The sequence below is a fragment of the Staphylococcus caledonicus genome (genome assembly GCF_016238465.1).
Lineage (GTDB): Bacteria > Bacillota > Bacilli > Staphylococcales > Staphylococcaceae > Staphylococcus > Staphylococcus caledonicus.
This window is the reverse complement of record NZ_JABTXV010000001.1, coordinates 400,740-427,266: the sequence shown is the minus strand read 5'-3', so window position 1 is coordinate 427,266 and position 26,527 is coordinate 400,740. Positions and strand designations below refer to the sequence as shown.

Here is a 26,527-nt window from a genome sequence, read left to right as displayed (position 1 = left end):
TAATAATGGTTCAACTAGGTCGTTAGGTAAACCTAGTAAAACAAAAGGAACTAGAAAAACACCAGGAAACAAATAATTTACATATCTATAAAATATATTTGAGTTTTTTCAGTTATATTTATTAGAACTTTGGGTTCATTATCACATCGTTGCGACCATTTGACTATATCTTCAAATGTTTTAAGTATAGGCTCTTCGTCGAAAGGTTCAATAATCAATTCATTAGGTTCATTATAGTGAGTATTCAAATTTGTGACATATCCACAATTTATTAAATTTTTATCAAAATCGAAAATATACGCAACTGTATCATTTGGATTATTAAATACAATTTCTCTAACAGGTTCTGCATGCTGATAAGCTAATCCACCCTCATTTCTAGAATCATTTATAGATTTTCTAATCTTTTCTAAAATTGTTAGTGGAATAAAAAACGGATAAATTGTAGATGAAATCAAAGCTATTATAAGACTTAATAAAATTGAAATTTGAAGATTAAAGAAATTACTGAGTATTAGTATTAACGAAAAAAGAATAATAAAATTCAATATTGATAGTAATACGTTATAAAATAATTTATCTTGATTGTCATATGCTTTAATTTTCCCCATTTTATTAAGTAAAAGAAATGAGAGAAAACCAAGTCCTCCAGATGAAATAAGTACACTTAAAAACGGCATGTCTAAAGTATTCAAAGGTTCACCTACTTTTTTATTTATTATACCACAATTAATACCAGGTACTAAAGAGAGGATGATTTTTTGGGGTTATATGAAGAATTATGTATAAAAAACAACTGGATAGAAATAGAAGAAACTAATCGTTTACCTAAATTTCAGCCCGGTTTTTATATAAATGGGAAAATTTATATAAATAGTAACCTATCCGAAACACGCAAAGCTGAAGTCTTATACGAAGAACTTGCACATCATAAACTTACATACGGTAACATTTTAGACCAGTCTAAATGGATTAACCGCAAATTCGAAAACTACGCTAAACGTCATGGATACGAGGCAGCACTTCCCCTACGCATCATTGTGGAGGCACATCATTACGGTGTAAGTAACTTATATGAACTAGCTAATTATGTTCAGTTAAGTGAAGAACACGTATTAGAAATATTGGAACATTACAAACATAAACATGGTATTGGCACTCACTACGGCAATTACTCTATCACATTTGAGCCGTTGAGGGTGTATAAGTATTACAAAATGATTTAAAGGAGGTTGAGGGATGGAAGAAAGTAAAAATGTTTTAAACGTATATCTAAATAAATTTTTAAGTGGTTATCGCGATGTTGTTGAGACAAGGTATTTTTATCAGTTTCAAAGCAGCCCTGAGGCATTTCCTTTATTTGAGGATGCAAACTATAAGATTTCTATCGTACTTTTGAACGAAGAATTTTTTGAATACCCAAAAGTTGTCATCATATCAAACGACTCTATTATGGAATCTTTTTATGATTATAGAAACCAAGAATTACATGCTTTATCAGAAAAATATACTTCCTATATTTATGATCCGGAAGCGTATGTACGTGATCATTTAAATATCGTTAATACTGATGAAAATGTAATGTATATAGGTACGTATCATGGTGAATTTCCAATAAACAAACCATTAGATTATAAATTAGATGATTATTACAGAGCAGGAAAGCATTTTGCAGAAAATCATTTTAGAAAATTTAATAATGTTTCCAAAGAAAAAATGATTGATAAGTCGCACGAAGAAGTGCAACCTTTCAATCATTTAGATTTAAACAGTATGAAAGACATTGTAAACGATGAAACTTTTACTTATCAAATAAACCAAGGTCTACAAGCATATAAAAGAGAATTGTATTTACCTGCTGCAGCTACTTTCGCTGTTGCCATAGAAACCTTTTTAATTAAGTTGAAGAGAGCGAACAATATAAAGCATAAAGACTCTGACCCCACTATGTACGACAGACTTTTAGATTCTTTAAAAGAAAAGAAAAAAATCAATTATAGAACTAAACGGCGGATCGAAGTAGCATATAATATGAGAAACATTATAAATCATTCACAGGTTGGAGCAGTAGCAAAGGCTGATTGTGATTTTTTATTAAATACATTAAAAGATATTATTGACGCAAATGAAAAAGTTTTATCTGATTATACCAAACTAATTAATAACACTAAATAAATATGAATCCTCATACTGAGTGTTAATTTTACGTATAATACTTTCATAAAGGTTAAGTAAAAATTCGTTTTCATCATCATAAATATCGAATTCGTGACTATAAACTTCAACAGATTCTTTTATAAAAGCTATTTCTACATCACTAAATTCTATACGCATCAAATCACCTACTTTTTTATTTATTTTAACATGAAATACTACATTTTAATATTACGTGGGTAGCCCGCCTACCCTTATTAGTTTACTAATTGAGCAGGTATAAATATAATAACTTTCAAGAAAGGAAGTTTTAATATGAAAATGATTAAGCAATTAAGAAAAAACAAGAAATTATCAAAATTAGAATTTATAAAAGAATTCAATATACATTATAACGATAACTTAAATTTAATTAGTTATACCATGATTGAAAAAGGTTGGAAGAAACCGAAGAGACAGACAATCAGTGGTTTGAAAGATTATTACGGTGTATCTAAAGATATTATAGTTAATAATAAAAATGTAAAATAATCACTTCATTATATAATCAATGCTAGATAGCAAAATTATATAAGAGAAATTGCAAAATGAAAGAAGGTAAAGTGTGAGATATGTAAAATATATAAGATTGAATTCAGGTCTCTCAACAACCGAATTGTCAAAAAGACTAAACGCGTTATACGGTTGTAGTATAAGCAGAGAAAGAATTGTATTATTTGAATGCAATATTAAAAAACCAGATTTACCTACTGCCAAAATACTAGCTGAATTCTTCAATGTAGAGGTAGAAGAAATACTTAAAAATCGTCTATATAAGAAATGAACCTATATATAACCACTAAGAAATCTATCACTAATGGAGGGTTTAATATGAGAATCATTAATTATAAGATTAAATTAAACGAAATCATTTATGAAGTTGAAACTGTAAAAAATAATAGATTCACTCATGCTCTACCTAAAGAGACACCTTCTTATAAAGTTAGAAAAATACTTAAATTACTCGAGAAAAAAGTTGATGAAGATAAATAAATCGGATAGCATTCTATCCTTTTTATTTTTATATCGCACTAGAACATAGGTTCTTTTAAGGAGGTGAAAAAGCTAAAACTAGTTTAATGTACGGAAAGGATAGATAATATGTCAGTAAAAAAAGTGAAAGGTTCTTGGGTATACGATTTTCAATATGAAGGTAAAAGATACCGAAAAAGAGGGTTTAGAACTAAAAAAGATGCTTTGCATGCGGAAAAAGAATTATATGTTGATATTGCTAAAGGTGGTCAATTAGCAAATAACGTTACTTTTATCGATTATTTCGAAAAATGGATTAAAGTAAATAAAGAGGACCGTGTTACACAATCCACTTTAAACCGTTATTACAATGCTTTAAATATTTTTCATGAAAAATTTGGCTCCATCTTAATTAAAGATGTTAGCCAGTTGTCTTACAGAGAAATGTTAAAGGAATATGCTGAAGGTAAATATATAGGCGGACGTCCTGAAGGTAGAACAAAAGAAAGTGTTAAGAAGCTAAATAATTGCTTCTCTCAAGCTTTTAAAGATGCTCTTAATGAAAAACTCATTTATAGAGATCCAACATGGAACGCACCAATATACGAGAAAAAAGCTCCTAAGTCTGAAAAACAAAAATATCTTTCTCTTAAAAATTATCAATTGTTAAAGCAGGCGTCAACAAATAGCAACGAATTGTCTTATTTAGCTATTTATATAATGATTGCAACTGGAGCACGGTTTGGAGAAGTGCAAAAATTAAAAAGAATAGATATAGATAAAAGTAAAAATACAATACATCTTAGAGGTACAAAAACCAAGTTTTCAGATAGATATGTAACAATAACGAGTAAAGATATGAACCATATTATAAATGTGATTAATTCTAGACCACTTCATCATGATGGTTATATATTTAATACCGGTATAACCCTAATAACAAATAAAGCAGTAACAACAGTAATGAGAGGTGTCTTAGCTAAGCATGAAGTAAAAAGTGATTACGGTTTACATTCATTGAGACATACACACGCTTCAATGTTATTAGGTAAAGGGTTTAGTATTCAATATGTTAGTAAACGGTTAGGCCATTCAAATATTGAAATTACTTGGCGTGTCTACAGTCATCTGTTAGATGAAATAAAATCAGAAGAAGATAAGATGTTGGATGCAAAGTTATCCACTTTTTAGAATCATTTAAACCGACACTAAGTCGACAACCATACCCTCTAAACACTTTATTTTATGGGAATAGCGAATCCCTCCGTTTCCGTACTTTATAATAACCCTTCGTGAGAACGAGGGGTTATTTTTTATGCCACTAATTAAAGCTCTGGACAAGCCTAAAAATCTTTATCCAGAGCTTAATTAATTTTATTTAATTACTTATCTCATTGGTCGTACTATTAATAAGACATCAATTTCAAGATTTTTTCTTTGTCGATGTCTCCGAAATAGTGATAGAAATCATAATTTTCCATGGCTTCTTTAATATGTGTATAATCATGAAGTGCGCCAACTAAAGCATTTTCTAATTCAGTTATATCGCCTTCACCAAAGAAATCACCGAAAATTTTGGCATGTTCGATTTTACCTTTTTTAACGTCGAATTTAATTTGAACGAAACCTTTTTCAAATTTCTCGTCACGTTCAAAGTTGTAGTTAGGATTTCTTCCATAGTTCCAATCCCAAGTACGATATTTTTCATTACTTAACTCTTCGATGTTCTTCCAATCTTCATCTGTTAATTTGTACTCTTCTACTTCATGTTCGCCGAAGATCGTTTTCAAGATGATTTGTTTAAATTCTTCAATAGAAATTGATTCTTCTAAAAATTCATCAATATTAGCAACACGTTTACGTACAGATTTAATACCTTTAGATTGAATTTTTTTAGGGTTAACTCTTAATGCGTTTTGTACCTCGCCTAAGTCACTATTAAGCATTAATGTACCGTGGCTAAACATTCTTTCTTTAACTTTAACCATTGCATTTCCTGAAATTTTAGCTTGTCCTACTTGGATATCATTTCGTCCAGTCATTTCGGCATTAACGCCCATAGATTGTAACGCTTGAACGATAGGTTCTGTAAATTTTTTAAAATTATGGAAACTATTGCCATCATCATCAGTAATAAAACTAAAGTTTAAATTACCCTGATCGTGATAGACAGCACCGCCTCCAGAAATACGTCGAACTACATGGATACCGTGTTCATCTACATATTGTTTGTTGACCTCTTCAATTGTATTTTGGTTTTTACCAACAATAATAGATGGGCCATTCACGTAAAATAAAAAGTAACTATCATCTGCTGGTAAGTGCTTTAATACATACTCTTCCATCGCAAGATTAATAGTAGGATCGGTAATATTATTATTACTTACAAATTTCATATTTATCTCTCCTCTTATCTCTCTGATATATGCCCTTAATCTAGTTATGCCTTATAATTAAATATATTGCCAATTATTTACTCAAATTTGACATTATTTTCAAAATTAAAATATTATTTGCCATTTTTAGCATATATTTGTTTATTATTAGGCTAAATTTTAGTACAATATAGCCTAGCTATGATTTGAGGAGGACTCGAAATGACTGTTGCAGAAGTAGGAAATATCGTAGAATTTTATGACGGTTTAAGAGGCCGTGTTGAAAAAATTAATGACAATTCAGTAATTGTTGACTTAACTATTATGGATAACTTTAATGACTTAGACTTACCAGAGAAAACAGTTATTAATCACAAACGATATACGATCGTTGAATAAGAAGGTTAATATTAAATGAAAAATATATCGAAAGCTTTAATTTGGTTTATTGCAAGCTTTATTGTCTTCCATTTGATTCTATATATTATGTGGGGGGAGCATCAAGAATACTGGTATTTATACACAGGTATTATGTTGATTGCTGGCATTAGTTATGTTTTCTACCAAAGGGATATTGAGTCGAAACGTTTATTAACTTCTATTGGGGTTGGAATTTTAACAAGTATCGTCTTGATTATTGTTCAATTCATCTTCTCGTTATTAACACCACAAATAACGTATGCTGAGCTTATTAAAGAACTATCAAGAACAGGTGTATATTTCAAATGGCAAATGCTAGTAACGTTAATTTTTGTTATACCTTGTCATGAATTATATATGAGAACAGTTTTGCAAAAAGAATTAACTCGTTTTAAGTTACCTAGCTGGTTAGTAATTATTATTACTGCCTTATGCTCAAGTTCGTTATTTATATACTTAGACAAATGGTGGATTGTAGCATTTATTTTTGTTACTCAATTAGTTTTATCATTTAGTTATCAATACACACGTCGTATAGTAACTACATCATTAGGCCAAATTGTCGCCATCATCTTGTTATTAATATTTCATGGATAAAAAACTTTTCTTAGTTTAAATAGCTAAGAAAAGTTTCTTTTTTTAGAAGTAATTTGTAATGCACATACGTTTATATTATTGAAGAGCATTAAATATTTACTTTAAAGTTGTCTATGACTGATAAGTTATAGCTTGGCTCTTTTAAATTTTTAGCAATAAGCATACTCATTGGTAAATTATGAGTAGCGTGATGAATCATAGCCCCATCTAAATATTGACGATAATTTCTGTAACAATAATCTGTCATCGTAACTCTATATTCCTTATTTAATTCTATGTCTTTCAAACACACACGGTTAAATGGTTCTTTCGACATGTCCACTTCATATTCAAAACCTTGCCATATGGTACATAAAGTTTCGTCTACAATTGTCATAGTTAACTGTTCATTTTCAAATTGGATGTAAGAATATGTATATTCAATCATGTCTTTGATTTGTTGACCAGTCAGAGTTAAATCGAGTGCTTTATCTGGGTGAGGATAGGCATAATAAATATCTTCATTTGTTATTACGTCATTAAATCCCTTTTCACCATTTTTAGGCACATTAGCACATGTAATAATATTATCATAGGCCAATTTAAGACTATCATGTAGAAGTTGGGTAAATGGATGTGTCTTGGTTAGCAAATCCTCTAGTCCATTAACTTGCATATTATAATTGTCTTCGGAAATGACTTCTTTAGACCAATGCGCTACTGCTTTGCGATCATAATATGTCATATCGAGTAACTCATCATCTTCTTTGTATTCACTTAAATCAACGACTTCAGACTGAATATCTTCTTTTTCGAAGGTGCTTGTTCGTTTTTTAAATTTTATTTTAACGTGAATTAATTCTTGCGCATTTTGACCCGCTTGAACATACATTGTCTCATAATCATTACCAATTATTGTTTGATGTTGGTGGGCAGTAATCATTAAATCAATGACACCAATTTCTTTCATTAATTTTTCAGCTTCGTGTGAACTCTCTCCATGACGATGATTCGTCTGACTAATCTTATTTAAACCTCCATGATAAATAACGATTAAGAAATCTGGATGTTCAGTTTCGTGAATATATCTAATCCATCGTCTTGCTGAAAATAATGTTTTTTCAATAGAAACATCTGTTTCCATTTCAGCGTATTCATTTTTCATTAAACCATCTGCCGTCAAACCAACAATCGCTATCCTAACATTGTCATATTGTTTAATCACATAAGGTGTTGAGAAATAAGGTTCTTTCGTTAATGCGTACTCTATATTGGCCGATAACCACTGAAAGCGTGCTAATGATACAGAACGTGTTAAGAAAGATAATCCGAATTTAAAATCATCGGGACTTACCCCACTCGCATCATATTGCATATCATTCATTAGCTTAACCATTGGGTGACGTTTATATGGTGCTACAATAGCATAATAATAGGCTTCCAAAGAGCCAGCTAAACTCCCTCCGCTATCAAGTAAAATAACATTATCATTATTTTCTCTAACATTTTTAACATACGCACCGGCGCGGTAAATATTCGATCCATAATCACCATTCAAAAAATGACTATGCATATCAGATGTTGCCAAAATATCTATATTTATATTTTCGTTTTTTTCCACGTTTACACACCCCTTATTTAAGGTTAGTTTAACATTTATTAAACCCTGAGTGTTATTCATTTAGTACGTTTTAAAATAGATAAAAAGCCAGTCTAAGACATGTTCTTATGCCTCGACTGACTTCTCAAATTAACCTATTTGTACACGTTCTTTAGGATAGTGGAATTTATCTGGTTCTTTACGGCCTGCAATCATAATAATAAATGAAATAAGGCCTACACGTCCTATAAACATCAATATCATTAGTATGACTTTTGTAAGTCCACTAATATCGTCAGTAACGCCTAATGATAAACCACATGTTCCGAACGCTGACATGACTTCAAAGAATACTTGCAAGAACGTTAAATTACTTTTTTCCGTAGCTAAAATAATTATCATACTTGTAAATGTAAGCAATGATGCCATAGTAAATACCGCAAATGAACGTTGTATATCTACGACATGGATTTCTCTATTAAATACTTTGATGGCTGATTTTTCAGTATTATTATTAAAATTAATAACAAACAATATTAAAATCGCAAAAGTAGTGGTACGGATACCCCCACCGACTGAACTTGGAGAAGAACCTATAAACATTAAGAGACTCATAATGACATTGGTTGCATCACTAAAGTTAGTAACATCAATTGTTTGTAAACCAGCACTTCTCGTCGTTGCAGATTGAAATAGAGAATAGAATAACGATTGATGCCAGCTTAAACCTTTAAAAGCATGATTATGTTCAAGTGCTAAGATAACTATCACCCCGAAAGTGAATAAAAAGAAATATGTTGTTGTAGTTATTTTAGTAAACAAAGAAAATCTAAAATGGCTTACTCTATTTCTAACATAAGCTCTAATTTCTAATAATACTGGAAATCCTATAGAGCCTAATACGATTAAAAACATTACAATCGTTTGGACAAAATAATCTTTCGCATATGGCACTAAAGATTGACCTGTGATGTCTAATCCACCATTTGTAGTTGCAGATACTGAAACAAACAATCCTTGCATCAATGAATTTTTCAAATCTGGATTGTCTCTATAAAAGTAAAATGCTAATAATAAAGCACCAACAAATTCGATTGTCAGTATCGTTTTAATTATTTCTAAGATTAATTTTACTGTCCCGCTCATCGTATCTTTATTATTATCTAGCATGATTAATTGACGTTCACGAATACCAATATGTTTACCGAGCACGACCCATAAAACAGTACCGATTGCCATAACGCCAATTCCGCCGATATTTAATATAACTAGTATAATTATTTGCCCAAACACCGAATAAGTATCCACAATATTAATTGGTGATAAGCCAGTTACACTAATACCAGAGACAGCTACAAATAAAGTGTCTATAGGACTCACGGTCACACCCTGTTTATGTACAAACGGTAAGTTTAATAATAAAAATGCGACAACTATAGCTATTAGATAATATAAAACAATCCCTTGTTGAGGACTTGATTTTTTTAATAACTTACCGAAAATAGACATTAACTTGTCACCTCAACGTTATTTTAATTTGATTTTTATTTCTTGAGATTTTCCGTCTCTATATATTTTTCCTGTCAATGTTGCTAAATCCTGTCTATGATTGAAAATAATCTGTCTATAATCTAAATTATTTTTTATTGTTTTACTATCTAATTCTACAACTACATCGCCAGTTTTTAAACCAGATTTTTCACCTAACCCACCATCTTTTAACTTTTCCACTACTATACCGTTCGCAATATCATTTGGAACGTTTAAAATTTCACGTTCATAACTATTAAGGTCTTGTACATTTTCAATGGCGATACCTGTATTGGGATAATCGATTTTACCTTTCTTTTCTAGTTCATTAGCTATTTCCATAGCATCATTAATAGGAATGGCAAAACCCATGTCTTCTATATTTGGCATATTTATTTTTAACGACACTATACCAACAAGTCTTCCGCTATCGTTCACTACGGCGCCACCCGAATTTCCAGGATTAACTGAGGCATCTATTTGAAATGCTTTAATACGTTCATCGTTTTCACTATCTTGGTTAAAATCTACAGCTACCGCTCTATTCAGTCCCGAAACGATACCTTTAGACACACTGTTTCTAAAGTCTTCACCTAATGGGTTGCCTACTACAATAATAGATTCACCCAAAACTAATTTACTTGAATCTCCAATCTCAATTGGTTTAATGTTTTGGTCTTTGATATTCGCTTTAATCACTGCAATATCAGACCATTTATCTTTACCAATAACGCTTGCTTGTGTTGAGGTATGATCAACATAAGTTACTTTAATCTTATCGCTATCACTTATAATGTGAGTATTAGTTAAAATAAAAAAAGCATCGCCTACTTTTTTGTAGACGACACCTGAGCCAAGTTCACTATTTGAATTTGTATTTGTTTGTTGAACTGAAGTTTTCTTAGGTGCGTCACTTTCCACTGTTACTACTGACTTAACAGTGTTGTTAGCGTTTTTCATAGTTGATGTATACTTCGTATGATTACTTTCACTTTGGTTAACACTACTACCTTGATTAATATTAGAAATAATAGCATTTAATAATAGAATAATTAAGATAATTGCTACAACAATAACTATTTTAACCCAATGTAATTTAAAGAATGCTTTCACTTGATCCATAAAGTTAGTATTGTTTGATGCTGGTTTATCCTTATCATCGGCTTGTTTCTCTTTAGATGAAGTATGAGCTTGCGCCTTATCGTTATCATTTGATGTTTGATCATCTAATCGTTTTGAACTGTCATTAGTTTCTTTAGTTAAGGTTGTTTTATGTTCATCTTTACGAGCTTTACCAGACTTAGCATTGTCTGTTAACTTATCAACCTTAGCTGTGTCATTGCTTTTAGATGACTTATGGCCATGTTCTTGTTGATGAGTTGTGAGGTTAGCTTGTTTCTTTTTGTTTTTCTCTTTCTTAATAGTACTTTGTTCTTCTTTTTCTTTGTTTTTTCTTAATCTACTATATTCAGGCTGAGATGAGTTAGTGTCATTTTTATTACCATCAATACTAGTAGTTTGATTTTGATTACGCGCATTGTCTGAAATTTTATTATCTTTATTCTCAGACTTATTTTCTTTTTTAAGATGTTGTTCTTCAGGCAAAGTTAAATTATGGGAATCCTTTGAATTGCCTTCAACTTTAGAAGTAGACTCATTTTCTGCTCTTAGCTTTGCTAGATGCTGCTGTTGTTGAATTTCTTCTTGAGTGAGTTTTTCAATTCGCGCTTTTCTCAAATTGTCTTTCACGCGTTCTTCATTAAGCTTTGCTTGTTGTTGCTCTTTTTGAGCTAAGCGCTCTCTTTGCTCTTTTTCTCGCTTAATTCTAGCCTCACGCTCTTCATTATGAAAATATTCATGACGTTTACGGCGATATTTATCACGAGGTATTACATGTTTTTTATCATTATTCAAAGATGCTCACTCCTAACGTTTAACTCATAACGTATATTATATTATGACGAAATTTAAGCGATATACTTGTATGTAACTATGTATTTTTTAATTTTAAGTCATTTATACATTAATTAAAGTTTAATATCAATAGTATAAATTAGCAATGAATTGATGATGTATTTCTAAAATTCCCTTATAAAATATGTTGAGAATGGTATATCTATCTAATTTTCCTATAAATTCTATTATCTCCTAGCAAGATTCTGTAAAAAAGAATAAAGTATGATTTAATTCTATGTTTATGCCTCTCCTCTACTAATAAAATTAGAGCTCAAAACACTAATAAAAATGTTTCAAGCTCTAAAGATAATGCTAATATTATTTATTTTTCTTTTTATTATTACGTACTGATGTTAACCAACCAATAATAACTAATAGAATCATTACAGTCCAGAAAATAGCTTGCCATAATGTACTATGTGGGAAGTCTTCTGGTAAAATACCGATATCTTTATGAGCAAGTACGATTACTACTAATTTAATACCTACCCAACCTACAATGGCAAAAGCAGCGCCTTCTAAGCCAGGGTATTTATTAAGTAAGTTAACGAACCATGTAGCAGCAAAACGCATAAGAATAACGCCAATCATGCCACCGATAAACATTACACTAAATTGTCCTAAATCCATACCGCCAAAGTGGATACCCACTTCAGGTAATGTCACGGCAATAGCCATGGCAGCTAACATTGAATCAATAGCAAAAGCAATATCAGCAAATTCTACTTTAAATACAGTGCCCCAGAATTGCATAGGACTAACTTTTTTCTCTTTACCAGACTCATCAAAGTGATGGTCGTCTCCTTCGGGTTGTTCTTGGCCTTTTGAGTGGAAGAAATTCCAAAGATTTTTTATAGACATAAAGATTAAATATGCAGCGCCTAGTGCTTGAATAAACCAGAAATTAACGATAATACTGATTAGGAATAAAGCAAGGAAACGGAATACAAACGCACCTAATAGGCCGTAAAATAATGCTTTCTTACGTTGTTCGGGTGGTAAGTGCTTAACCATTACAGCCATTACGACAGCGTTATCAGCTGCTAATAAGCCTTCTAAAAAGACTAGCACTAAAATTACCCACAAATACGGTAAAATTAAACTCGGATCCAATGTGGACAGCTCCTTTTTATTTTAATACAAATAAAGAGACCTATGCTAAATAATAGCAAAGGTCTCACTTAGCAATTAATTGCCCACTTTACCGGAAGATAAGACTTCGTAATGACGATAAAGTGCTAAACCATGTGTTCTTATGGTTCTCAAGTTACTCCCCTCTGACATGTATGTTGTCATAGGTATTCATTTGTTATGTGTATTATAACCAATGTCGGTCCAAATACACAATTATTAATTATCAACTTATTAAAATTTTAACAGTATATTGATTATTACCCACTCTATACAAAGTTATTCTTATAATAAGCTAAATAATTTAATTTCTGGGAATTTCTCTTCAAACCAACGTGTAGCAAACTCATTTTCAAATAGGAAGACAAAGTTATCATATCTGTCTTTTACTAAGATTGAACGAGATGTATTCATTTTATCTTGAATATCATCTTCATTTTCAATCCAACGTGCTATTTTTCTACCTACCTGTTCCATAACTACATCGACATTATATTCATTCTTCATACGATGCTCAAACACTTCAAATTGTAACTGACCAACAGCACCCAAGATGATTTGGTTCGTATGCAATGTTTTATAATATTGAATTGCACCTTCTTGTACAAGTTGTTCGATACCTTTATGGAAATGTTTTTGTTTCATAACATTTTTAGCAGACACTTTCATAAAAATTTCTGGTGTGAACTGTGGTAAATCTTGGAAATTGAATTTTTGTTTTCCACCAACAAGCGTATCCCCAATTTGATAATTACCTGTATCGTATAAACCAATAATATCACCGGCTACGGCATGGTTGACGGTTTCTTTATCATCCGCCATAAAGGAAGTTGAACGCGTAATCTTTTGTTTTTTGTTTGTACGTTGTAATGTGACATCCATACCACGTTCAAATGCTCCACTTACTACACGCATAAAGGCAATTCTATCACGGTGTTTAGGATCCATATTAGCCTGAATTTTAAAGATAAATCCAGAAAATTCTTCATCAAATGGGCTTACTTCTACTTCTTCATTTGTTTGACGGGCATTTGGCATAGGCGCATGATCTACATAGGCATTTAAGAAGTTTTGAACACCAAAGTTAGCTAAAGCTGAACCAAAGAATACTGGTGTCAGTTCACCATTTAATAAGGCTTCATTATCAAATTGCTCTCCCGCTTCTTCAACTAACATAAATTCCTCGATAGCTTGTTCAAATGCACTGTCGTTACTAATTGAATGGTCTTCTTCTAATTCATACTCATCATTTAAATGTAAAACATTCTCTTCATCTCTAAATGGTTCGATTGATTTTGTATGACGGTCAATGATACCAAAGAAATTTTGGCCCATTCCAATTGGCCAATTCATTGGATATGTTTCAATATTTAATGTTTCTTCAATTTCATCTAATAATTCGAAAGGTTCTTTACCTACACGGTCTAATTTATTAATGAACGTGAAGATAGGAATACCACGCATTTTACATACTTTGAATAGTTTTAACGTTTGTGGCTCAATACCTTTGGCACAGTCTATAACCATTACAGCACTGTCCACGGCCATCAACGTACGGTACGTATCTTCTGAAAAGTCTTCGTGCCCTGGTGTATCTAAGATATTGATTTTATAATCATCATAATCAAATTGCATCACAGAACTTGTTACCGAGATACCACGTTCTTGTTCTACTTTCATCCAGTCACTTCTCGCAAATTTTCCTGTCTTTTTACCTTTTACGGTACCCGCTTCACGAATCGCACCACTAAAATATAATAGTTTTTCGGTTAATGTCGTTTTACCAGCATCTGGGTGGGAGATGATGGCAAACGTTTTTCTTGATTCAACTTCTTCTTTTAAACTCATTTATTTGTCTCCTTTAAATACTCTGCTATCCAGGTTATTAATATAGAAGCAATATGTGTTGCTTCCTCTTCATCTTTAAAATTAAATATATGCATGACTAATTCTTCTTCTATTTCATTTAAATTCATATCTAATGAAACTTCTAAAGACCAAAACATGTCTGGGATAGCTAACATAAGATGATTACATTCTTTGTTCTTATATATATAAACATTCACAACTTCATTTTGTGTTGAAAGTTGTTTAATCATCAACGTGCTCGCCACCAAATTTTTTATAAGCTGCTTCTAATCCTATTAAATCATCTCTATGTGGCACTTTAACATGGCCTGGCATGATTTGATATGGCTCTCTACCTTTAGAAGCTAATACCACTGTATCTCCAGGTTCAGCAATGTCAATCGCATGTCTAATACCTTCTGCACGATCTTCAAATTCCACATAATTATTATGTGTCGCACCTTTCGCTAGTTCAGCTGTTAGCATTTTAGGATCGTCATTTGCTGGATTATCAGGAGTGAAGATTACATAATCTGCTCTACATGCTACTGCACCCATTTCTGGCGTTTTAGTTAAATCACGTTCTCCAGCCATACCTACTAAGAAGATAAGTTTTTGTTTCACAAATGGTTTAACTGCATCTATGAGCTTATTCATACCATCTGCTGTATGCGCATAATCAATAATTAAATCAATTGGTAAGTTAGGATCTAATACTTCTAATCGTCCTTCGACAGGTTCAAGAGATTTAACTACTTCTATAATATCTTGCATTGGCGTTCCTTTACTCCATACGGCAATTATCGCAGCCATAATATTAGAAATATTGAATTTACCGACATATGGTGATTTAACGCGATATGTACCAAATGGTGTATCAAAATCAAAATCAACGCCTTGTAGAGATTCTTTAATGTTTTTAGCCATAAATTGAGCGTCATTATCTATTCCATAACTGAAAATTTCATATGGCGTCACTGATGCTAAATATTCTGAGAAATCATCGTCATTATTTAATACTACGTATTTCTCTTTAGATAAATCTTCACCTAGTTGACTAAATAATAAAGATTTCGCATGGCCATATGCTTCCATAGTACCGTGGAAATCTAAATGATCTTGTGTAAGATTTGAAAAAACGGCTACATCAAATTCAACGCCTCGTAAACGTCCTAATGATAAACCATGACTCGACACTTCCATTGTCATCGCTTCTGCATTTTCATCAACGGCTTGTTTAATTTTCTTTGTTAAAGAGACTGTTTCTGGTGTTGTATTGGCACCTTTAGTCTTTTGTTCATTAATTTGAAAGCCATTTGTGCCCAAGTATGCACTGCCTTTTCCTAAACCTCTGAAAATCAAATGAATCATGGTCGCAATTGAGGTTTTACCGTTAGTCCCTGTGATTCCAAATGTAGTTAATTGTTGGCTTGGGTAATCGAATAGCGTATGTGCTAATAAGCTGGCTACTCTTAATGTATCGGGTACGATAACTTGGGTAACGTCTTCACTTAATTCTTGTTTATGATTAACTACTACAATTTCAGCGCCTTGATCAACAACGTTTTGACAAAATTTGTGGCTATCTACGGTATAACCTTTTGATGCGACGAATATACTTCCTTCACTTGCTGTACGTGAATCTGTAGTGATATCAGTAACATTTATATCTAACGTTCCTATAACTTGTTTAACTCGTATTTTTTCGAACAACTCATTCGCATTCAAAATGTATCGCTCCTTTATTTACAATAAGTCTATTATACACATTTTAAAGTTGTTGATAAATTTATTCTTATCAAATTATTTTAATTTAAGTTCATATTTTAATGATGCTTTACTATTGATATTTCTCGTAACTTATATGTTCAATTTTTTATTTATTAATTGGGAGTTAAATTTTTTAAAATTTTATTTATATCTAACGATTTGCCGATACTTTTTTTATCTTTAATGCTAGGATAGATATATAAAGATGAAGTAATCGTTATTATTATGCTATAATGCACTATAAATGAAATGAATGGGTTTAATAGAAGTTATATATACTTTGTAAATATTAAACTTAAACGACGTTATTTTATATATATTAAATTTAAATTAATGGAGGGTGACTATTAATGGTTACTCAAAATAAAAAGATATTGATTATTACCGGCTCATTTGGTAATGGCCATTTACAGGTAACGCAAAGCGTTGTTAACCAACTTAATGAAATGAATTTAACTCATTTATCAGTTATTGAGCATGACTTATTTATGGAAGCACATCCAATCTTAACTTCTATATGTAAAAAATGGTATATCAATAGCTTTAAATACTTTAGAAATATGTATAAAAATTTTTACTATAGTCGCCCAGATGATTTAGACAAATGTTTTTATAAATATTATGGTTTGAATAAACTAATCAATTTACTATTAAAAGAAAAGCCGGACTTAATCTTACTAACCTTCCCTACGCCGGTTATGTCAGTTTTAACTGAACAATTCAATATTCGTATACCTATCGCTACAGTAATGACGGACTATCGTTTACAGAAGAACTGGATTACTCCTAATTCTCATAGATATTACGTAGCGACAGAAGATACTAAAGCTGATTTTGTGGAGGCGGGCGTGCCTGCTTCTGACATTAAAGTGACTGGCATTCCTATTGCCGATAAGTTTGAAGAGGATATTGATAATAAAGCCTGGTTAACTCAACACCATTTAGATCCTGATAAACCTACAATTTTAATGGCAGCTGGTGCATTTGGTGTATCTAAAGGTTTCGACTATATGATTAAGACGATTCTTGAGAAAAGTCCACATTCTCAAATTGTTATGATTTGTGGACGTAGTAAATCATTAAAACAAAGTTTGGAAACGCAATTTAAGTCATATGATAATGTATTAATCCTAGGTTATACACAACATATGAATGAATGGATGGCGTCATGTCAGTTAATGATTACTAAACCTGGAGGAATTACTATTTCTGAAGGTTTAACTCGTAGTATTCCAATGATTTTCTTGAATCCTGCGCCAGGACAAGAACTTGAAAATGCGCTTTATTTCCAAGATAAAGCTTATGGCAAAATTGCAGATACGCCAGAAGAAGCAATTGAAATTGTTTCTGATTTAACGAATCATGAAGATAAACTGAAAGCAATGTCTAACAAAATGTCAGAAGAAAAAGTTGATTATTCAACCTATCGATTATGTACCGATTTATTAAATATCCTGGATAGTTCTTCACAACAACAGGAAATTTACGGAAAGGTTCCATTATATGCCAAGTTCTTCGTTAAATAGTAAGGGAATTAGTAAAAACTTCAAGATAATGCTTGTTATTCTATTCTTAATGGAATTTGCGAGAGGTATGTATGTTCTAAGTTATATTAACTATTTACCTACCGTAACTTCAATAGCAGTAGCAGTCACTTCTGCAGCATTATCTATACACTTTATCTCCGATGCAGCTACAAATTTTGTCATCGGTTTCTTATTAAAAAAATTCGGTACAAAGTTAGTATTAACACTTGGATTTTTACTAGCATTTCTTAGTTTATTCCTAGTTATTTGGTTTCCTGCAAATGCTATAGTAATCATATTAAGTGCGATTATGTTAGGAATTGCGGTCAGTCCTATTTGGGTTATTATGTTATCAAGTGTCGAAGAAGACCAACGTGGTAAGCAAATGGGCTATGTTTATTTTGCATGGTTATTAGGTTTGCTCGTCGGATGGGCATTTATGAATGTGTTAGTTAAATTACACCCTACACATTTTGCTTTTATGATGTCACTAGTCGTTGTCATTGCTTGGGTATTATATTACTTCGTCGACGTTAAATTAACGAATTATAATACTAAACCTGTGAGCGAACAACTTGGACAAATCGTCGAAGTTATGAAACGTCATATAGTGTTATTCCCTGGTATTTTATTACAAGGGGCTTCTATCTCAGCGCTATTGCCGATACTACCTACATACGCTACTAAAGTTGTTGGTGTAAGTACGATTGAATATACAGTGGCTATAGCAATTGGCGGATTAGGTTGTGCAGTTTCAATGCTATTTTTATCTAAGATTATCGATAAAAATAGTACGGGCTTTATGTACGGTATCATCTTTGTCGGTTTCATCCTATTTACTGCTTTCATTTTTGCTCTATCTCTTGTAACTAATATTTTTGTTGTATGGGGCATCGCAGTATTTATCGGTCTAATGTATGGTATTTTATTACCTGCTTGGAATACGTTTATGGCTGGACAAATTAATCCTGTTGAACAAGAAGAAACTTGGGGCGTATTTAATAGCGTTCAAGGTTTTGGCTCTATGATAGGCCCACTATTTGGTGGACTCATAGCCCAACTAACAAATGGCTTGAATAATACTTTCTACTTTTCAGCATTTATCTTTTTAGTATTAGCCATTTTCTACGGCTTATATTTTATAAAAAATAATAAAAAGACAAAATATTCTTCATAAATTAAAGCGTGCAGCGACAGAAAGCTAATGAAATTTCTAAGATTTCGTCGTTCCCTCGATTAGAAATGAAGAAAGTACAGATTGGATGTATCTTCGTTTTAGACAACTACTGTAAAAATTTAAAAAAATTAAACGTATATGATGTAGTATTGTTGGCGAGACTCCCGAGGGAATAGGATGAGCGTCGAGACCGTGGCTCGACCCATCTCCCTGGGAAAGCTTCGCCAAACAATACGAAGTATTGCTAAAAAGAGAAGCGTAGAGGTGATTCAAACATGAACCACCTCTACGCTATTGTTTTGGGATTTATGTCCCAGACGCTTCTTTTATGTCATATAATTAAACTTTACGCTAAATTGAAAGTATCAATGACTTTCCATTTGTCTTCGCCTTCATCATAACGTAATAATGATAATTCTTCGATTTTTTCTTTATGATCTACCCCTGCTAATTCCACTTGACCATATATATCTTCAAATTCTTGGCTTGTTAAACCTTGAGCAATTGTGAAGTGTGGTACAAAAGGATGTTCAGCTTTACCATAGAAATCATCAGTGTTGAATTTATTGAAAAGTTGTTCTAAATCATCAGTTTTAGCCACTTTAAAATAAATAACATTGTTTATAGGTTTAAAGCTTGAAGCTTTTGTAGCATGAACTTCTACAGGTTCAACGCCTTTTAAACGTTTTTCTATTTCTTGTTTTACTGAATCTAACTCATCATTGATTTCGAAGTGAGATTTAATCGTGATATGTGGCATGATACGTGCATATTCAGTATCATAACGTTTACGATATCCATTCACTTCGTCTTGGAATGATTTTGACGGAATTAATGCTAATCCTATATTCATTGAAATTCCTCCTTTGTTTAACATACTACCATTATAGCAAAATTCTAAATTTTACGTTATTGGTTAGTTAAATTTTTTGAAAAGGTTTACAATTATTAAACGAATATTGCGAGTAGACTTATCATTAGACTACTTTTTATACTCGTGTATTACTTATCTATACCCTTTTCAACAAAAAATAGTAATACATTAAACTTCATTATTAGGAGTGGAAATTTCTTCGCTTAAAAAATATTTTAAAATATCTGCTAATAATGGTTTCCAAGATTTCCAATTATGGCCACCATCAAATTCTTGATAACTATATGTCATATCTTTTTGTTGGATTAAATCTGCAAGTGCTCTATTAGGTGTTAAGAAATCAGCAGGTTCACCAGTTGTCGGTAGTTTAAAATCTTCTTCCTCTTTACCAATGGCATGCCAAATGGTTAATTCTCTATATTGTAGGCAATGATTTACTCTTTCAAGCACAGTATCATCAGAATGTGGACTAAGCATTGCGACTTGGCTAAAGATAGTGGGATATGTAAGTGCTGTTAGAAGTGCAATACTTCCTGCTAAACTATCCCCTATTAAAATACGCGCATTGCCCACTTTATAAGTTGGGAAGGTGTTATCAATAAATCGTAGCAATTCTTTTCCTACTGCTTGAATTGTTTTATGTGAGCGACTCCCTTGAGGATGAAACTCTTCTCTTCGTTTATCAACGTCTTCATAATGGAAACCAACAATAATAGCACGTTGAATTTCATCATTTCTTCTTAAACGTTCATATTCACGTTGAATTCTACCGAAACGTAAAAAATCTAGACCATCAAAACAAATGATTACTTGATACTTAAATAGGTCAGAATAGTCTTCTGGTAAATAAATGGATAGCGTGACATCTCTTTCTAAAATATGACTATGTAAAATATGTTTATTAATTTTACCCGCTTTAAAATTCGACATTTGGATGAGGCCCCCTATTAATAATAATCTAATTGTATCAAGTTAAAGACGACTTTTAAATGTTCTAATAACATCAAATATCACTTTAGTAAGTAAACTTTTACTTTTTAACATATCTTATTTGATATATACTTATTAAATAATGAACAATTGATTATCTTAGGAGGACGTAAGCTTATGCTTAACAAAGTATGGTTTCGAACGGGCATTGCATTGATCATCCTGTTTGTACTTATAAAATTATTTATGGAAGTACAAAGTGTCTTTGCCCCTATTGCAACAATTATTGCCTCAGTGCTTCTTCCATTTTTAATTAGTGGATTTTTATTTTATATCTGCTTACCATTCCAAACTATTTTAGAAAAATGGGGCTTCCCACGTTGGGCTAGTATTACAACAATCTTTATTGGTTTAGCAGCAATTATTGCTATTGTGGTAGCATTTATTGCACCAATTATTATTTCAAACGTTAATAGCTTAATTAAAGCTACACCGTCATTACAACGTGAAGCAGAACGTATAGTAAACTTTTCATTAACACAAATGGATAAATTACCAAGTGATGTCACTAACCGCATCAATTCAACTGTCAAATCATTCGGTGATAGTTTGACTGGTATTTTAGCTAATTCATTTACTTATATTACATCATTAATTTCTACGATTTTCTTATTAATTATGGTACCGTTCTTTTTAATTTATATGTTAAAAGACCACGAAAGATTTATTCCAGCTATCGCTAAATTTTTCAAAGGTGAACGTAAAGTATTTGTAGTTGATTTATTAAAAGATTTAAACTTTACTTTAAAATCATATATTCAAGGGCAAGTAACAGTGAGTGTGATTCTAGGTATTATCTTATACATTGGATATACAATTATCGGTTTACCTTACACGCCTTTATTAGTACTATTTGCTGGGGTAGCAAACTTAATTCCTTTCTTAGGTCCTTGGTTATCCTTCGCCCCTGCTGCAATTCTTGGTATCATTGATGGCCCGTCAACATTTATTTGGGTCTGTGTGGTCACATTAATAGCGCAACAACTTGAAGGTAACGTGATTACACCAAATGTTATGGGTAAATCTTTAAGTATTCACCCACTTACTATTATTGTTGTTATCTTAGCGGCCGGAGATTTAGGTGGCTTTACGCTTATTTTAGTCGCTGTACCGTTATATGCAGTTCTTAAAACAATTGCAAGCAATGTCTTTAAATATCGTCAACGTATAATTGATAAAGCAAATAGTGATGTTAAAGATTGATAATATTTTATTAAAACTGTGATATTAATAGTTTGTATTTTGGTAAATCGATAAACGGTGTCCCAATCGAATACTTTTAATATATTTAAAAAAGGCACAAAGATGATTTCTAGTTGAAATCACCTTTGTGCCTTTAATTTTGGAGAATAGATATAATCCCTTAAGTCTTTAATTATTTAATAGCGTGGAAACCACTGTCAACGTGGATATTTTCACCAGTTACACCACTTGAGAAGTCACTTAATAAGTATGCAGCAGTTTTACCTACTTCTTCTTGGTCTACATTACGTCTTAATGGTGCACGTTCTTCAATTTCTTTAAGAATTGTATTGAAGCCGCCTACACCTTTTGCACTTAGTGTACGAATTGGACCAGCAGAAATCGCATTTACGCGAATATTGTCTGGACCTAAATCATAAGCTAAGTATTTAACGTTAGCTTCTAGACTAGCTTTAGCTACACCCATTACATTGTAGTTTTGAACGGCGAATTCGCCACCTAAGTATGTCGTAGCAACGATGCTACCACCATTAGGCATGATTTTTTTAGCTTCATGAGCCACAATTGTTAATGAATATGAGCTAATGTCTTGGGCTAATAAGAAGCCTTCACGTGAAGTTTCTGAGAAACGACCACGTAAATCTTCAATATTAGCAAAAGCGATAGAATGGTAAACGCCATCAATATTTCCTACTTCTTCACCAATTTTAGCGAAGCCATTGATAACATCCTCATCTTTTTGAACATCAATTTGATATAATTTAGGATCATTTTGATTTAATTGATCTAATAATTTCTCCAATTCTTTACGGCTACGATCTTTACGGTAAGTAAATACTAACTTCGCGCCTAATTGGTCTAATACTTTAGCAACGCCGAAACCGATACTACGTTTATTAGCAATACCCATAATAACGAAGGTTTTGTTTTCAAGATTTAACATGCGACATGTCTCCTTATAGTGATTCTTTTCTTTAATATCTTAAACTTATTGTCCCCGACAATAAAGATTAATCTAATGTATTTATTTTACCATTGTTGCGAAAGATTTATAAAGTAATATTAATATCTAGCAACATGATGTTTCTTTGTTTTCTACTACTCGACTTTTACTCATGTTTAATAATAAAATTCAAGTTCTGATTTTAATTCGTCTACATACTCTTTTGATCCAGTTACAATCAAGCGGTCTTTATATCTAAGTTGCGTGTCCCCGTGAGGTACGATTGATTCATTGTTTCTAATAATGCGCACAAAGATAACGTCTCCACCAAATGGGAAATTACGTAATTGTATGTTTTCATATTTATAGTTCAACATTTCAATTTCGTACAATGACGTTTCTACATTACTTAAGATATTTAACATGTTAGGTGTTTCAATTAATCCTTTTAAGAAGATTTTATTACTAATAAAGTCACTGAACACCTCTATGCCATCAAATTTCATTTTGTCGTCTTCATTACTATTTTCAAGTCGACAAATCACTCGATTAACTTCATGCTCTTTTGCTAACTTCGCTACTTTACTGTTCAAACTATCATCATTAGTAGAACATACTACAATATCTTGGTTAAAGAGTCCTAATCGTTCTAGCAAACTTTCCTCATAATCTGGAATTTCCACTACCGTAATGTTGTCTGACAAACTACGATTATCAGATAAATCTTTACGATAATAGAGCGTTACATTATACAAGTGAGAAGTAAGATTCTGCACAATAGGAATAGTAAGTTGGTTCTTACCAATCAAAGCAATATCTATTTTACGATTAGCTTCATCTGGAATTGGAAACATTTTTTTGAAAATGATCGGTACAAACACGCATGTAATAATCGCACTTAAAATAAAAATACCTGACATCTCAGCTGAAATCGCCTTTAATTGTTCTGCAATTTTAGCCGCAGCAATAACCAATGATAATGTCGACGTTAACAAGAATGCTGAAGCGATGGTAGTTTTAGTATCAAACCAACGTCTTATTAATAGTACTGGTACTAATTTTGAAATAATAAAAGCTAAAATCAAGATTGGAATAATAATTAATAGTGATGGTTCTTTAATTAATGAAGGAATATTTAAATCTACCCCTACCATAATAAAGAAGATTGGAATAAAGAAACCATAACCGAATGAATCAAGCGTATGTATTAATTCCTCATCTGGTTTTAGAAGTGACACAACTACACCAGCTAGAAAAGCACCTAAAATATATTCAGCGCCTACGCCTTCAGCAAGTGCTACTAATAGAATGATGAGCGCAAAGATAGCTCTTATACCTATTTGAGTAGTCCCACCTATTAAACGTTGTAAAAATTTCATACGTTTAAATAATACGCCAAGGACATAGAATATCCCTGTAAAGACTAATAGAATGGCAGATAACCATACGGAATTACCACTATGACCATTAATTCCACCATAAATAGTTAATAGTACCATTGTTACCAAATCTGCTAGTACAGCAACAAGTAGGATAAACTGTCCGATTGTTGTACGCATGATATTCATTTCTTTAAGCGTTGGCACTACTACCCCTAGCGATATCGTAGAAATAATAATTACCATAAGCAAGACGTTATCCACTAATCCTAACCATTTAAACATGAAGGCAAATATTATTGAGATAACCATAATTAAAGCAAAGACAATTAACGCTAAATTAAGATGGCTTGGTAAATCTTTCTCATGTTTATTCTGACCTTGACGTCGACGTGTATCTTTTTTAAATGTACTAAAATCGATTTCAAGACCACTTAAAAACATTAAAAAGATAAATCCAAGTGTAGAAAGTATGCTTAACATGCTATCTTTTTCTACAAGATTTAAAAAGGATTGTCCTATAAGAATCCCCATTAAAATTTCGGCCACTACAACTGGTAAAAATGTAATGTTTAATCGATTAATAATGATTGGTGTTAAAAAAGCTGCGACAACTACGATTACTAGAGAAAAGAATTCCATTTTGTCCCCCTATGTTAAATACGTCATAAATGTTGTTGCTAATCCGAAATAAATTAACATACTTACGATATCATTAATTGTCGTGATAAATGGACCACTGGCAACGGCTGGGTCGATATTTAATTTATTCATAAATAGTGGAATCATTGAACCGACTAATGTACCTACAGTCATTGCAATCGTTAAACTACCACCTACAATAAGTGCGAGGAACGGTTGTCGATAAATAACTACAATAATAATAAACAGTACTGTAGCACATACTAATCCTGATAATAAACCACTGCCCGCTTCTCTTAGTGCGACTTTAAATTTACTTTGTTCATCAATTTCACCAGTAGAAATATTACGTACTGAAACGGCTAGTGATTGTGTTCCTGAATTACCAGACATCCCACTAATAATAGGAATAAATGCAGCTAATAACGCCACTTTTGATAATGTCGCTTCAAAGCTACCTAATATCGTTGCTGTTATCATTCCTAAAAATGTTAAAATAATCAACCACGGTAAACGTTTTGTAGCTGTTTTTACTACAGAATCATTAGTTGAGTCAATGTCTGAGACCCCGGCTAAACGAGAGTAGTCCTCACTTGCCTCTTCATCCATAACGTCTAAGATATCATCGATTGTTATGATACCTAATAGGTGTTGTTGATAGTCTACAACCGGCATAGCAATAAAGTCATAATCTCTCATTTTTTGTGCTACGTCTTCTTGGTCATCTGCCACATTAACGCTAATGACACGTTCGCTCATCACGTCTTCTATATAGGCATCATTTTCAGCAACAATTAAATCTCTTAGTGATAGAACACCTACAAGTTGTCCATCTGAATTTGTAGCAAAGATAACATAGATGGTTTCAGCATCTGGCGCTTGTTCTTTAACTAACATCAATGCTTCTTTAACCGGCGTCGCTACATCTAGCGAGATATATTCGGTAGTCATAATACCACCGGCAGTATCTTCTTCGTAATGTAGCAAATCTTTAATTTCGTTGGCATCTTCTCGATTCATTAATGTCAGTAAACTTGCTACTTTTGATTTTGATAATTCATTTAAAATATCTACTGCATTATCGGAAGACATGCCTTCTAAGACTTTACTTGCATAATGGGCATTCATTGTATCAAATAACGATTCGTATTCATCGTCATCAATTTCTAATTGTTCAAAGAATTCTCCTACTTCTTCGGGTGATAAAAATTCAAATATCTTTTGTCTATTCTCATCTGTAGTATCTTCGAAATACTCGCTTTGTTCATACTCGTGCATTTCTAGAAATTCTTCTCTAAATTGATTAATATCACCTTTAGCTAAGAAGTCATCTAATAAGCTTTGATTGTATACTTCATGAGTATTTGTATCATTGTTCTCTGTTTCTAATGATGGCATATCACGCACCTCCAAATCTAAGTT

The 26,527-nt window shown here is 32.0% G+C and carries 26 protein-coding genes and 1 riboswitch; of the genes, 11 read left to right on the top strand and 15 right to left on the bottom strand.

Features of this window, described 5'->3' with window-relative positions; all coding sequences use genetic code 11:
• Nucleotides 1-77 precede the first annotated feature (77 nt).
• Nucleotides 78-695 (bottom strand): hypothetical protein, encoded by a 618-nt coding sequence (locus HS848_RS02065; protein WP_198611078.1) that lies wholly within the window; start codon nucleotides 693-695, stop codon nucleotides 78-80.
• 66 nt (nucleotides 696-761) lie between these two features.
• Here HS848_RS02065 and HS848_RS02060 point away from each other — a divergent pair, with 66 nt between their 5' ends.
• Both HS848_RS02060 and HS848_RS02055 read left to right on the top strand, forming a co-directional pair.
• On the top strand, nucleotides 762-1,226 hold the full coding sequence (locus HS848_RS02060; protein ID WP_198611077.1) for an ImmA/IrrE family metallo-endopeptidase: 465 nt from the start codon (nucleotides 762-764) through the stop codon (nucleotides 1,224-1,226).
• 13 nt (nucleotides 1,227-1,239) lie between these two features.
• Nucleotides 1,240-2,175, top strand: coding sequence for a hypothetical protein (locus HS848_RS02055; RefSeq protein ID WP_198611076.1), 936 nt, complete (start codon nucleotides 1,240-1,242; stop codon nucleotides 2,173-2,175).
• On the opposite strand, the gene HS848_RS02050 is transcribed toward HS848_RS02055, so the two are convergent.
• Nucleotides 2,155-2,334 carry an excisionase gene (locus HS848_RS02050; RefSeq protein ID WP_198611075.1) on the bottom strand — a complete coding sequence of 60 codons (180 nt, stop codon included), beginning with the start codon at nucleotides 2,332-2,334 and terminating at the stop codon, nucleotides 2,155-2,157. The two genes, HS848_RS02055 and HS848_RS02050, sit on opposite strands and share 21 nt — an antisense overlap.
• A gap of 135 nt (nucleotides 2,335-2,469) precedes the next feature.
• On the opposite strand from HS848_RS02050, the gene HS848_RS02045 reads away from it, so the two are divergent.
• The 4 genes from HS848_RS02045 (at nucleotide 2,470) to HS848_RS02030 (ending at nucleotide 4,356) form a co-directional block, all read left to right on the top strand.
• Entirely contained in the window at nucleotides 2,470-2,685 is a 216-nt protein-coding gene (locus HS848_RS02045) for a helix-turn-helix domain-containing protein (protein ID WP_107506935.1), read from the top strand.
• Between the two features lie 73 nt (nucleotides 2,686-2,758).
• Entirely contained in the window at nucleotides 2,759-2,977 is a 219-nt protein-coding gene (locus tag HS848_RS13020) for a helix-turn-helix transcriptional regulator (protein WP_107506936.1), read from the top strand.
• Between the two features lie 47 nt (nucleotides 2,978-3,024).
• On the top strand, nucleotides 3,025-3,186 hold the full coding sequence (locus HS848_RS02035; RefSeq protein WP_182469390.1) for a hypothetical protein: 162 nt from the start codon (nucleotides 3,025-3,027) through the stop codon (nucleotides 3,184-3,186).
• 108 nt (nucleotides 3,187-3,294) lie between these two features.
• Complete coding sequence (locus HS848_RS02030) at nucleotides 3,295-4,356, top strand: tyrosine-type recombinase/integrase (protein WP_198611074.1); 1,062 nt, start codon at nucleotides 3,295-3,297, stop codon at nucleotides 4,354-4,356.
• A 215-nt stretch (nucleotides 4,357-4,571) separates the two neighbouring features.
• Here HS848_RS02030 and HS848_RS02025 read toward each other — a convergent pair whose 3' ends face one another.
• Nucleotides 4,572-5,561 (bottom strand): lipoate--protein ligase, encoded by a 990-nt coding sequence (locus tag HS848_RS02025; RefSeq protein WP_198611073.1) that lies wholly within the window; start codon nucleotides 5,559-5,561, stop codon nucleotides 4,572-4,574.
• 201 nt (nucleotides 5,562-5,762) lie between these two features.
• On the opposite strand from HS848_RS02025, the gene HS848_RS02020 reads away from it, so the two are divergent.
• The gene (locus tag HS848_RS02020) at nucleotides 5,763-5,939 is read left to right on the top strand and encodes a YkvS family protein (RefSeq protein ID WP_103166787.1); all 177 of its coding nucleotides are present in this window, start codon (nucleotides 5,763-5,765) and stop codon (nucleotides 5,937-5,939) included.
• Between the two features lie 15 nt (nucleotides 5,940-5,954).
• Nucleotides 5,955-6,557, top strand: coding sequence for a CPBP family glutamic-type intramembrane protease (locus HS848_RS02015; RefSeq protein WP_198611072.1), 603 nt, complete (start codon nucleotides 5,955-5,957; stop codon nucleotides 6,555-6,557).
• A gap of 88 nt (nucleotides 6,558-6,645) precedes the next feature.
• On the opposite strand, the gene HS848_RS02010 is transcribed toward HS848_RS02015, so the two are convergent.
• The 7 genes from HS848_RS02010 to HS848_RS01980 form a co-directional block, all read right to left on the bottom strand.
• A complete protein-coding gene (locus HS848_RS02010) occupies nucleotides 6,646-8,157 on the bottom strand; it encodes a bifunctional metallophosphatase/5'-nucleotidase (protein ID WP_198611071.1) in 1,512 nt (503 codons plus the stop codon).
• A gap of 129 nt (nucleotides 8,158-8,286) precedes the next feature.
• Nucleotides 8,287-9,645, bottom strand: coding sequence for a TrkH family potassium uptake protein (locus HS848_RS02005; protein ID WP_107506941.1), 1,359 nt, complete (start codon nucleotides 9,643-9,645; stop codon nucleotides 8,287-8,289).
• Between the two features lie 18 nt (nucleotides 9,646-9,663).
• Complete coding sequence (locus HS848_RS02000; protein WP_198611070.1) at nucleotides 9,664-11,580, bottom strand: S1C family serine protease; 1,917 nt, start codon at nucleotides 11,578-11,580, stop codon at nucleotides 9,664-9,666.
• A gap of 360 nt (nucleotides 11,581-11,940) precedes the next feature.
• On the bottom strand, nucleotides 11,941-12,735 hold the full coding sequence (locus tag HS848_RS01995) for a TerC family protein (RefSeq protein ID WP_198611069.1): 795 nt from the start codon (nucleotides 12,733-12,735) through the stop codon (nucleotides 11,941-11,943).
• Between the two features lie 70 nt (nucleotides 12,736-12,805).
• Nucleotides 12,806-12,910, bottom strand: a riboswitch (yybP-ykoY riboswitch).
• A gap of 128 nt (nucleotides 12,911-13,038) precedes the next feature.
• Entirely contained in the window at nucleotides 13,039-14,601 is a 1,563-nt protein-coding gene (locus HS848_RS01990; RefSeq protein ID WP_198611068.1) for a peptide chain release factor 3, read from the bottom strand.
• Nucleotides 14,598-14,852: a YueH family protein gene (locus tag HS848_RS01985; RefSeq protein ID WP_232806052.1), complete on the bottom strand. Its 255-nt coding sequence runs from the start codon at nucleotides 14,850-14,852 to the stop codon at nucleotides 14,598-14,600. Before HS848_RS01985 ends, HS848_RS01990 begins: the two co-directional genes overlap by 4 nt.
• On the bottom strand, nucleotides 14,845-16,329 hold the full coding sequence (locus tag HS848_RS01980) for a UDP-N-acetylmuramoyl-L-alanyl-D-glutamate--L-lysine ligase (protein WP_198611066.1): 1,485 nt from the start codon (nucleotides 16,327-16,329) through the stop codon (nucleotides 14,845-14,847). Before HS848_RS01980 ends, HS848_RS01985 begins: the two co-directional genes overlap by 8 nt.
• A gap of 392 nt (nucleotides 16,330-16,721) precedes the next feature.
• Between HS848_RS01980 and HS848_RS01975 the strand changes: the two genes are divergently transcribed.
• Together HS848_RS01975 and ltaA are read left to right on the top strand one after the other, a co-directional pair.
• A complete protein-coding gene (locus tag HS848_RS01975) occupies nucleotides 16,722-17,897 on the top strand; it encodes a diglucosyl diacylglycerol synthase (RefSeq protein WP_107506947.1) in 1,176 nt (391 codons plus the stop codon).
• A complete protein-coding gene (gene ltaA, locus HS848_RS01970; protein ID WP_198611065.1) occupies nucleotides 17,875-19,074 on the top strand; it encodes a lipoteichoic acid biosynthesis MFS flippase LtaA in 1,200 nt (399 codons plus the stop codon). The genes HS848_RS01975 and ltaA overlap by 23 nt, the downstream gene beginning before the upstream one ends.
• A gap of 346 nt (nucleotides 19,075-19,420) precedes the next feature.
• On the opposite strand, the gene HS848_RS01965 is transcribed toward ltaA, so the two are convergent.
• Both HS848_RS01965 and HS848_RS01960 read right to left on the bottom strand, forming a co-directional pair.
• On the bottom strand, nucleotides 19,421-19,927 hold the full coding sequence (locus HS848_RS01965) for a YjcG family protein (protein ID WP_198611064.1): 507 nt from the start codon (nucleotides 19,925-19,927) through the stop codon (nucleotides 19,421-19,423).
• A gap of 189 nt (nucleotides 19,928-20,116) precedes the next feature.
• Entirely contained in the window at nucleotides 20,117-20,878 is a 762-nt protein-coding gene (locus tag HS848_RS01960; RefSeq protein WP_198611063.1) for an esterase family protein, read from the bottom strand.
• Nucleotides 20,879-21,055: 177 nt separating this feature from the next.
• Between HS848_RS01960 and cozEa the strand changes: the two genes are divergently transcribed.
• Entirely contained in the window at nucleotides 21,056-22,141 is a 1,086-nt protein-coding gene (gene cozEa, locus HS848_RS01955) for a lipoteichoic acid biosynthesis protein CozEa (protein WP_107506951.1), read from the top strand.
• A gap of 172 nt (nucleotides 22,142-22,313) precedes the next feature.
• On the opposite strand, the gene fabI is transcribed toward cozEa, so the two are convergent.
• From fabI to mgtE, 3 genes are all read right to left on the bottom strand, one after another.
• On the bottom strand, nucleotides 22,314-23,084 hold the full coding sequence (gene fabI, locus HS848_RS01950) for an enoyl-ACP reductase FabI (protein WP_107506952.1): 771 nt from the start codon (nucleotides 23,082-23,084) through the stop codon (nucleotides 22,314-22,316).
• Between the two features lie 176 nt (nucleotides 23,085-23,260).
• A complete protein-coding gene (locus HS848_RS01945; protein ID WP_198611062.1) occupies nucleotides 23,261-25,105 on the bottom strand; it encodes a cation:proton antiporter domain-containing protein in 1,845 nt (614 codons plus the stop codon).
• A 9-nt stretch (nucleotides 25,106-25,114) separates the two neighbouring features.
• Entirely contained in the window at nucleotides 25,115-26,503 is a 1,389-nt protein-coding gene (mgtE, locus tag HS848_RS01940; RefSeq protein WP_198611061.1) for a magnesium transporter, read from the bottom strand.
• Nucleotides 26,504-26,527 lie beyond the last annotated feature (24 nt).